The organism is Candidatus Angelobacter sp. (assembly GCA_035607015.1).
Classification (GTDB): domain Bacteria; phylum Verrucomicrobiota; class Verrucomicrobiia; order Limisphaerales; family AV2; genus AV2.
Window position 1 is genome coordinate 1 of record DATNDF010000434.1, and the last position, 8,516, is coordinate 8,516.

General features: G+C 56.7%; 9 protein-coding genes. 2 read left to right on the forward strand and 7 right to left on the reverse strand.

From position 1 onward, the window contains the following. The 7 genes from VN887_17505 to VN887_17535 form a co-directional block, all read right to left on the reverse strand. The coding region (locus tag VN887_17505; protein ID HXT41808.1) for a DUF6600 domain-containing protein at positions 1-424 on the reverse strand (424 nt) is incomplete at its 3' end. Between the two features lie 68 nt (positions 425-492). Continuing rightward, positions 493-984: a hypothetical protein gene (locus tag VN887_17510; protein HXT41809.1), complete on the reverse strand. Its 492-nt coding sequence runs from the start codon at positions 982-984 to the stop codon at positions 493-495. A 46-nt stretch (positions 985-1,030) separates the two neighbouring features. After that, positions 1,031-1,477, reverse strand: coding sequence for a hypothetical protein (locus tag VN887_17515; GenBank protein ID HXT41810.1), 447 nt, complete (start codon positions 1,475-1,477; stop codon positions 1,031-1,033). A 661-nt stretch (positions 1,478-2,138) separates the two neighbouring features. Further along, positions 2,139-3,380 carry an FAD-dependent oxidoreductase gene (locus tag VN887_17520; protein HXT41811.1) on the reverse strand — a complete coding sequence of 414 codons (1,242 nt, stop codon included), beginning with the start codon at positions 3,378-3,380 and terminating at the stop codon, positions 2,139-2,141. A 193-nt stretch (positions 3,381-3,573) separates the two neighbouring features. Beyond that, positions 3,574-3,987 carry an Ohr family peroxiredoxin gene (locus VN887_17525; protein HXT41812.1) on the reverse strand — a complete coding sequence of 138 codons (414 nt, stop codon included), beginning with the start codon at positions 3,985-3,987 and terminating at the stop codon, positions 3,574-3,576. 573 nt (positions 3,988-4,560) lie between these two features. Next, complete coding sequence (locus tag VN887_17530) at positions 4,561-5,106, reverse strand: response regulator (GenBank protein ID HXT41813.1); 546 nt, start codon at positions 5,104-5,106, stop codon at positions 4,561-4,563. A 6-nt stretch (positions 5,107-5,112) separates the two neighbouring features. Further along, positions 5,113-6,381: an ATP-binding protein gene (locus tag VN887_17535; GenBank protein ID HXT41814.1), complete on the reverse strand. Its 1,269-nt coding sequence runs from the start codon at positions 6,379-6,381 to the stop codon at positions 5,113-5,115. A 327-nt stretch (positions 6,382-6,708) separates the two neighbouring features. On the opposite strand from VN887_17535, the gene VN887_17540 reads away from it, so the two are divergent. Next, positions 6,709-7,416, forward strand: a complete 708-nt coding sequence (locus tag VN887_17540; GenBank protein ID HXT41815.1) for a histidine kinase — start codon at positions 6,709-6,711, stop codon at positions 7,414-7,416. Beyond that, positions 7,406-8,516: ATP-binding protein (locus VN887_17545; protein HXT41816.1), on the forward strand; the 1,111-nt coding region annotated here is incomplete at its 3' end. The genes VN887_17540 and VN887_17545, both read left to right, overlap by 11 nt.

Below are 8,516 nucleotides of genomic sequence, written 5' to 3' on the forward strand. Positions count from 1 at the left end.
CGACGTAACCGCCACCGCTGTGCCAGGAGACCCAGGCCGGCGCCCATTGCGTCTGTGGCACCCAATACCAGCCATATTGGTCGGTGAAATCCCAGCGACCGTAGTGATACGTGGCCCAGGCCCATGGCTCATCGCTGACCCAGTACCAGCCGGCGTCGGTTCTCTGCCATTTGCCGTTACAGTAGGGTCGCCATCCGGCTTCTACCCGGGCCGGTCTCCAGCAGCGTCCGTAGGAGCCGATAACGACCCATTCCCCGAGCGGAGTGAGTGGCTCATAAAAATCGCTGTCAGTGCGAATCTCCACCGCAGGCAGCGGCACACTCACTCCGACCGATAGCGACGGTTGTCCAAAAGTTGTGTATCCTGAAACTGCACCGCACATCACGAGTCCGATCATACCGATCAAAGGTTTGGTTTTATTCATGGAATTCTCTTTCTGGGTTTCTGGCGCTGACTCACTTCCCCTTGCGGGAAAGTATTTGTTGTTCACGCCTAGTCGCGTTCTTTTTTGCCCTTCCTGTTATCTTCATCGTGACCTTCGTTGCGACCCTGGCTTGATTTCGGTGGCGCCCAATGTTTCGGGTACTGCCGGACAACTGCCGCGTGATGAATCGCCGGGGAGTCGTGGAAACCGAGCCTCACTGACGGCGAGGCAAACAGCACGTCAGCCGAGACGCGCGGCGGAGCCGGTCGCGACACCCATGCGCGGCCGTCCCGATAGGTATATTGGTGTCTGCTGCTGCTGTAATAGACCTGGTAACCGGGGTAATACACGTATTCGTCCTGCACCGCGACCTCGACTGACGAGGGCTGCACATACACACCCTCGGAACGCGGCCCGTCCACGTAACCGACGCATCCGGTCAGCGCTCCCAAAAGCGCAGCGCCAAACACGAACCTGATTTTATTGACTGAGCGGTTGGTTTTATTCATGGAATTCTCGTTCTTTTTTGGCGGGTCTGTGTCCGCGAATCTCGTTTGCATAATTATTTTTTCGTTTTAGTGGTTGTTCGGTTGCCGACACGCCACCTCACGGCGCGATTTTGTCACTCACCCACTGGCGTGACTGTTGGAAACCCTCTTTCAATGAATCGTAAGCCTTTCTGGTGCCCCTCTTGACAGAATCCCAGGTGGATTCGGTGGCGTTCTTGACCTCGTCGAGTTGCTTGTTCAACCGGGTCGATTGTTCGCGCATTGCCTGAAGTTTGGGTTTGGCATCGGCTTTGACCTCGTCGCTGGATTTTTCGACATTGGCAGAGATCTGGTCCAACTTCTGGTCGATCTCGGCCAGTTGACCCCGCATTTTTTCGGCGAACTCAGCTTTCTGCGCGAAGGTATAGTCCTTCATATCCCGTGAGGCTTCAGCGGTCTTATCCTGAACCTTGTCGAGTTGTTGGGAGGTGGTCCCTTCTTTATCGCAGCCCGCCGCGACAGCGGCGACAGCGAGGAGTGCGATCATCAGTTTATTGCGTTTCATAATTGCGTCTTCGGTTGCGTTTCGGGTTTGCAGTTGTTTCGAGTTATTAGCGTCAGGCACTCGCATTCGACGAGCACGAGCTAGGGCGAATTTCGCCGCCGCTCAGTCCTGGTTCTTGCGTGTATCGTTGTGAGTTATAGGCTACGCGACGGCCCGCCTCCTGCCAGCGGGGGGTATCCCCCACGGTGAATTATATGAAGCTTCCTCGAAAATGCACCGGCTGCTCCGTATTGGTGCGTGGCTGGATTTCACGGGCGTGGTTTGCTGTGCGAGTGCTGGCTCTGGTTGACTCATCAACAATCCGTCCGCGCAGCCGGCGGCTCGGGAGCCGCACTTGGAGCGGGTTCCCTGATCCGGTGCGTCGCAAATTATTTTGTCTTCGAAAGCAACAGTAAGAACGCTTCGTGGTAGAGGTTCTCCATATCCTCACTCACTGCTGCCCGCGCACGGGTACGTTCGGGTTGTGACTCGTTTTCGCCGGCAATTTTCGCCAGGTGTCAGGCATAACTCAGCGTCTCGGTCCGGGTTGCGTAGCGCCACTTTCGACTGAAGACCTGGCCTTCGGTGATTGACAGCCCGTCAGAACGCAAGCGAGCGATAACATCACAATGAGCGATGGGGAGAGGATCTGCATGGTATTCGTATGAATTGAAATCTGGAGTTAGTCCCGGCGTCCGAAGGTGGTGTCCAGCGACTTCAGGTTGCGGGCGTTTTGGATCGCCCTGGGATCCAACCGTGGGCGTCGCAGAATCCAGCGAGAGGCGACTGCCCGTTCGTCCTCCGGACGGTTCATGATCAAAGCGGCGCAGAGTGTTTGCTTTTTCAGCCACCAGACACTGAACTGCTTTTCATATATGTTGCCCCGATAAACCACCTGGTCATAGCCGGTCGCATCGCCCCAAAATTCATAAGTGAGGTCAAAAAAATCCGAGAAGAAATAGGGAACGTGGATAAACGGCTGGAGTTTTCCCGTCATGTTGCGCATTGCCACCCGCCCTTGCTCCACGGCGTTGTCCCAGTGCTCCACCCTCATGCGGCGATGGAAAATTTGATCGGGATAGTTGGCTATATCACCGGCAGCCCAGACGCCCGGCACACTTGTCTCAAGGAATTTATTGACCTTGATGCCGTCGTCCGTGTCCAGGGGTGTCCAGCGAAACAGTTCCATGGATGGGGTCACTCCAATTCCTGCCACGACAAAATCTGAGGGGACTTGATTTCCCGATGCCAATACGACCTGGCACTCGTGATTCTTATGCGTCAAGGCGACCACCTTTTCGCTTTTCATGAACGTAATGCCGCGATCTGCAAACTGACGCTCAAAAAAAGTTGAAATGGGTGGTGTGAACAGACGTTTCCACACGCGATCGTCTGGAAAAACCATGGTTGTGCACACTCCGTGGCTGGCCAGAACGGAGGCGACCTCCATTCCAATAAAACCTGATCCAATCACCACGGCCCGCCTCCCTCGTTTGATCTGCTCCCGAATGCCCTGCGAATCCGTCATCTGCCGCAGATAAAAGACCCCGGACCGGTTGGCTCCCGGCACCTTTAACCGTCGAACTGTCGAACCCGTGGCGACGAGCAATTGATCAAAGCCAATGACTTGACCCGAAGTGCTCTGGAGACGGCGGCGGCGGAAGTCCACTTTCCTCACCCGGAAGTTGCGGAAAACAGCGATGTCATGTTTGCGATAAAAAGCCGCGTCAGAAATCTGAATGTCCCTGGCCTTTTCCTGGCCGGCCAGAAAACCCTTCGACAAAGGTGGGCGTTCATAGGGCAGCGCATTTTCAGCCGTGACGATTGCCAGCTCCCCCTTTTTACCGCTCTGCACGACGAACTCCTTGGCCGCGTACCCAGCAACCACGCCCCCGCCCAGGATGACGATCGAAAACGACTTCATGGTTTCGGAACAAAGTTGCGCCGATCACGGCACAGAAAACTTCGAGAGCACCTCATCGCATTGCCGGGCAAGCGAGAAATCTTTTTTGGTGAGTCCTCCTTGATGGTTCGTCTTTTTGTTTTTGTTTACCTTCATTCGTCATCACCAGAAATGGCAAAAGTGTTGCCGCGGTCGGCGGAACGGATTTTGCCAGTTAGTCCACCACCAGCTTGACGGCGGTGTCGCCGCGCAAGGCTTTGGAATACGGACAGGTCTTGTGCGCTTCGTCCATGATGCGTTGAGCCTGGGTGCGATCAATTCCGGGGAGTTGAGCATGCAACTCCACCGCGAGGCGGTAGCCGCCCTGGTCATCCTCGATCAAACTCACCAGCGCCCGCACCGTGGAATCTTTCACCGGTGTTCCCAGTTTTTTGGCGGCGTTGCCCAGGGCGCCGTGGTAACAGGCGGAATACGCGCCCGCAAACAACAGCTCGGGATTGGGACCGCGTTTCTCAGCGCCTTTCTCCAACGGATTTCCCAACGTGACATTCAGCAACTGGTCCGGGGTCTGAATGGTTCCCGAACGTCCGCCCTTGGAAATCGCTTCCGCTGTGAACAAGGTTTTCATAATGTATTGAGTGCTTGGTCGCGCAGTCTGGTGGAGTCCTCGGCGGAACGGCTCAACGGCGAAGCACGAGAACGATGACAACGATGAGGAGAAGGAGGCCGACCGAACCTCCACCAACCCAGATGACATTGGCAAGTGACGGCGAGATTAACAGGTGCATAATTGTTCTTTCACTTCGTTGGTCGTCATTTTCTGGAGTGATGCTACGCCATCGGTTGGTCTTTACCACGGGGGGAGTAACCCCCCGGTGGATTCTTGCGTGCGGTTCGAAGGTTGATACAACGGTTTTGGTCGAACCGGCTTCGCCGCTGCGAGGATTCAGCCCCGGCACAAACGCCCGGGTTGGAGGAACGTCAAGTGGCGCGGAACAACATAGCGGAATCATTGTAGCGACAAACCAATGGCTGACGGCTGCCATGCGCTTCGCGCAGGACCTTTCTCACTGCTCTCAACATCTCATCGACCATACAGGGCTTGAGCAGCGTAGCGTCGGGTTGAAGCCGGGGGTATCCGGGTAGGCGCGATTCGTCCGCTCGATGGTGGGATCGTCCGAGTGCAGCACGGTGATTTTTTTCATGGAACGGTCCGAGCAACGTTCAGGAATGTTTCGCGAGTTGTCTGGCGAGCGTCGGCAGGCGTTTCTCGGGGAGATCCGTGCGTCGGACCCGCCGCCACTTCCTTCTCATGAGATTCCGGCGGGGGAATGTTGTTCGTCAGCCAGAAGTCCTTGATGGCTTTGACCGTTTCCACGAGTTTGCTTGCCTCCGACGGCTTGGTCAGAAACGCATTGGCACCCAAACGGTAGGCGGTCACGATATCCGATTCTTCTGCGGACGCGGACAGCATGACGACCGGAAACGCCGTCCCGGGCTGTTTGCGGATCCATCTGAGAACGTCCAGCCCCATCACGTACGGCAATTTCAAATCGAGCAACACGAGGCACGGAACCGGAAATTTCTCACGGTCCGCGAACTTGCCGGCGCCCTTCAAATAGTCGATCGCCTGCTGTCCATCGCTTGCGACGTGAATGGGATTCAGCGCGCCGGCCGTCTTCATGGCTTGTTGCAGGAAGAACACGTCATTTTTGTCGTCTTCCACCAATAGTATTGTTCTTATCATGAGATCTTATCCTTTCTGTAGCTGGACCCAAAATCTGCTTCCTTTGCCCAATTCCGACTCGAATCCGACTTGCCCGCCCATGCGCTCGACCGCTTTCCGGACAATGGTCAGGCCAATGCCCGTCCCTTCGTATTCCGTGGCCAGGTTGATCCGCTCAAACATTCGGAAAATGCGTTGGTGGTTTTCGGCGGCGATGCCAACCCCATTGTCTTTCACCCAAATCCGGACCAGGGCGGCATCGGAGCGCGGGAGTGTGGCGGCGCCGGCCGGTTCCACGGGCACTTCACTCTTCGTGCTTTCACAGGCCTCGGCCCCGATCTCGATGTGTGGAACGGTTCCCGGTTCGACAAATTTTGAGGCGTTGCCCAGCAAGTTCGAAAAACATTGTGTCAAGAAGGCCTCGTTCCCCAGGACCCTGGGCAGCGTTCCTTGAATGTGAAACTCCGCTTTTTTCCCATTTGGGTAGGTTGCGATGAGGTCGCGCATGAGCGGGTCCAGATCCACCGGTTTCATCAGGCCTTGCGCATGGAGGACTCTGGAGTAGCTCAAGACATCCTGAATCAGGTGGTCGAGACGGAGGGCCGAACGCACAATCTGCCGAAGATAATTGACTCCGCACTCATCCAGTTTGCTGCCGTAGTCATCCACAAGGATTTGAGCGAATCCCTGCATGGCCCGCAACGGCGCCCGCATGTCGTGCGACACGCTGTAGGAGAAAGCCTGCAATTCGCCGATCGATTCCTGGAGCGTGGCCGTGCGTTCCGCCACCAATCCTTCCAATTGAGCGGCTTGATCGGTCAGCTGGTCTTTGGCATGACGCAATTCGTTTTCCGTCCGTTTGCGCTCGGTGATGTCGCGGATGTTGCACTGGATGACGTCGTTTGCGTCTTCCTTGTAAAGATTGCTGACGAATTCCACTTCGCGGCGCTGGCCCGCCTTGGTTTGAAGCGGCAAATCTTCGTAGCGAATATAATGTTTGTCGTGCAACTCCCGGAATGCTTCCCGGCTGGCTTCTTCGTCCTTGAGCAGGCCAATCTCCCAAAGCTCCTTGCCCAGCAATTCCTCGCGCGGGTAGCCCAACAATTCTGACATGAACGGATTGGCATCCGCGATTTTTCGCGTGTCGGGATCAAGAATGAGTATCCCGTCACGGGCCGCTTCAAAGAGGCGGCGATATCGAATCTCCGAAGTCCGCAAAGCGGCCTGTGACTCCGGATCGGCAGGGACGAGTGTGAATTTCGCCAGTGCTCCAATCCCGGTAACTGCATTTATCATCGTGACCCACACTACGCGATGCGCCGGTCCCTGCCAGCCGGGGGTATCCCCCAGGGTGACTGGCGGAGACGCTTCCTTAAAGACGGGGAACCAAACCTGTACGAAAGTGCGTCACGAGGTTTAAGGAATTCGACAATCGGTCATCGACATTCTCTCGTGCAGAAAGTGAGCGGGTTGCGTGAGTCGGGGACTTCCCCCATCGACAGATTGCAGAAACCATCGGACACTGGCATGGGTTGTTGGCACCGCTGGCGGTGCATCAAACATCCTTGATGGTGCACAACAACCGGCGCCGCGCCTGACGGCGGCGCGTGAATCCGGCACGACATGAAACATAAGTTGATCAGATTGTCGCGAAGTTACACTTCAGCGTTGCAAAAACACCTGAAACAAGGCCCGCGGGCGGGCTTTCAACTGGCGCGTCGATTGGGCCGCCAGGCCGTGAGCCTCGGATTGGAGACGTTGGACGTGGCCAGGATTCACGAGGAAGCGCTGGCCACACTGGAAGCGTCCAGCAGCCGGGACGGGATCATCAAGCGCGCGGAGATTTTTTTTACCGAGACCATCACCCCGATTGAGAATACTCATCGCGCCGCGCTCAACACCAACACCCGGTTGAATCAGGTGAACAAGACGCTGGATCGGCGCACGGTGGAACTGGCCGCCTCCAACCAGTCCTTGAAACAGAGCGTGGTCCGCCGGAAGACGGTGGAGAAAGCCCTCAAGAAAAGCGAGAAACACTCCAAAAGGTTGTTGGCGGAATCACACCGACTGCAGAAACATTTGCGACATCTGACCCACCAGATCCTGACGGCTCAGGAGGACAAACGAAAAAAAATCAGCCGCGATCTGCAGGATGAAATCGCCCAGACCTTGTTGGGAATCAATGTCCGCCTGCTGGCTTTGAGAAAAGAAGCCGCCGTCAACGCCAACGGCTTCAAAAAAGATATTGCCAGCACACAACGGCTGGCGGATAAGGCGAAAAGAAGCATCAAGCGATTCGCCCGTGAAATTGGAAAACGTCATGAAAGCTGAATTGAACGGCTTGTCCCGCCAGTATCAGGCGGCCCTGCGAAAGCACCTGAAGCGAACCCGCGCTGCGGGTTTGGGTCGAGCGAAGGCACTGGGACGCCGGGCGATCAGCGCCGGGCTGGAGACGCTTGATCTGGCCAGGATCCACCAGCAAGCGTTGATTCAACTGATTCTGCCGGGCTGCTCCCCCGGCGTCCGGGGTGCGATGGTCCGGCGGGCGGGGACTTTTTTTGCCGAGGCCATTACCCCGATCGAGAAGACTCATCGCGTCGCACAGGAAAGCAATGTCCGCATGGATCGACTGAACCAACGACTGCACCAGCGCAGCGCGGAGCTGGCCGCCTCCAAGGGACAGTTGAAACTGGAAATCGCCCGGCGCAAATCGGCGGAAGAAGCGCTCAGGAATGGCGAGCAACACTACGGCCGGTTACTGGAGCAGTCGCGGCAGATGCAGGAACAGTTGCGGCTTCTTTCCCGCCAGCTTCTGTCGGCGCAGGAGGAAGAGCGCAAGAAGATCAGCCGCGAACTGCATGATGTCATCGCCCAGACCCTGACGACCATCAATGTTCGGCTGGCGGCCCTGAAAAAGGAGGCCGCGCTCAACACGAAGGGTCTCGAACGAAGCATCGCCCGCACGCAACAGTTGGTGGAACACTCGGTGAACATCGTCCATCGGTTTGCCCGTGAATTGCGCCCGACAGTGCTGGACGACCTGGGACTGATTCCCGCCCTCCACACGTATATGAAGAGCTTCAGGGCGGAGACGGGCATCCGTGTCAGCCTGTCGGCTTTTGCCGAGCTGGAGCAAATGAGCGGTGACAAGCGCACTGTGCTCTATCGCGTCGCCCAGGAAGCGCTTACCAACGTGGCCCGCCATGCGCAAGCCAGCCACGCCGAAGTGAGGATTCAGAAACTGAATGGCACCGTTTGTATGAAAATAATAGACGACGGCAGAGGCTTTCAAGAGGGACGGGTGTTGCGCGCCAAAGAGGCAAACCGGTTGGGACTGCTCGGCATGAAGGAACGATTGGAGATGATCGGGGGCGATTTCGCCGTCACATCCGCGCGGGGCAAAGGCACTACCGTCTGTGCGCGGATTCCGA

Coding starts and splice junctions, on each gene's coding strand:
- VN887_17510 (HXT41809.1), bottom strand. CDS start 984: ATGCAAACGAGATTCGCGGACACAGACCCGCCAAAAAAGAACGAGAAT.
- VN887_17515 (HXT41810.1), bottom strand. CDS start 1,477: ATGAAACGCAATAAACTGATGATCGCACTCCTCGCTGTCGCCGCTGTC.
- VN887_17520 (HXT41811.1), bottom strand. CDS start 3,380: ATGAAGTCGTTTTCGATCGTCATCCTGGGCGGGGGCGTGGTTGCTGGG.
- VN887_17525 (HXT41812.1), bottom strand. CDS start 3,987: ATGAAAACCTTGTTCACAGCGGAAGCGATTTCCAAGGGCGGACGTTCG.
- VN887_17530 (HXT41813.1), bottom strand. CDS start 5,106: ATGATAAGAACAATACTATTGGTGGAAGACGACAAAAATGACGTGTTC.
- VN887_17535 (HXT41814.1), bottom strand. CDS start 6,381: ATGATAAATGCAGTTACCGGGATTGGAGCACTGGCGAAATTCACACTC.
- VN887_17540 (HXT41815.1), top strand. CDS start 6,709: ATGAAACATAAGTTGATCAGATTGTCGCGAAGTTACACTTCAGCGTTG.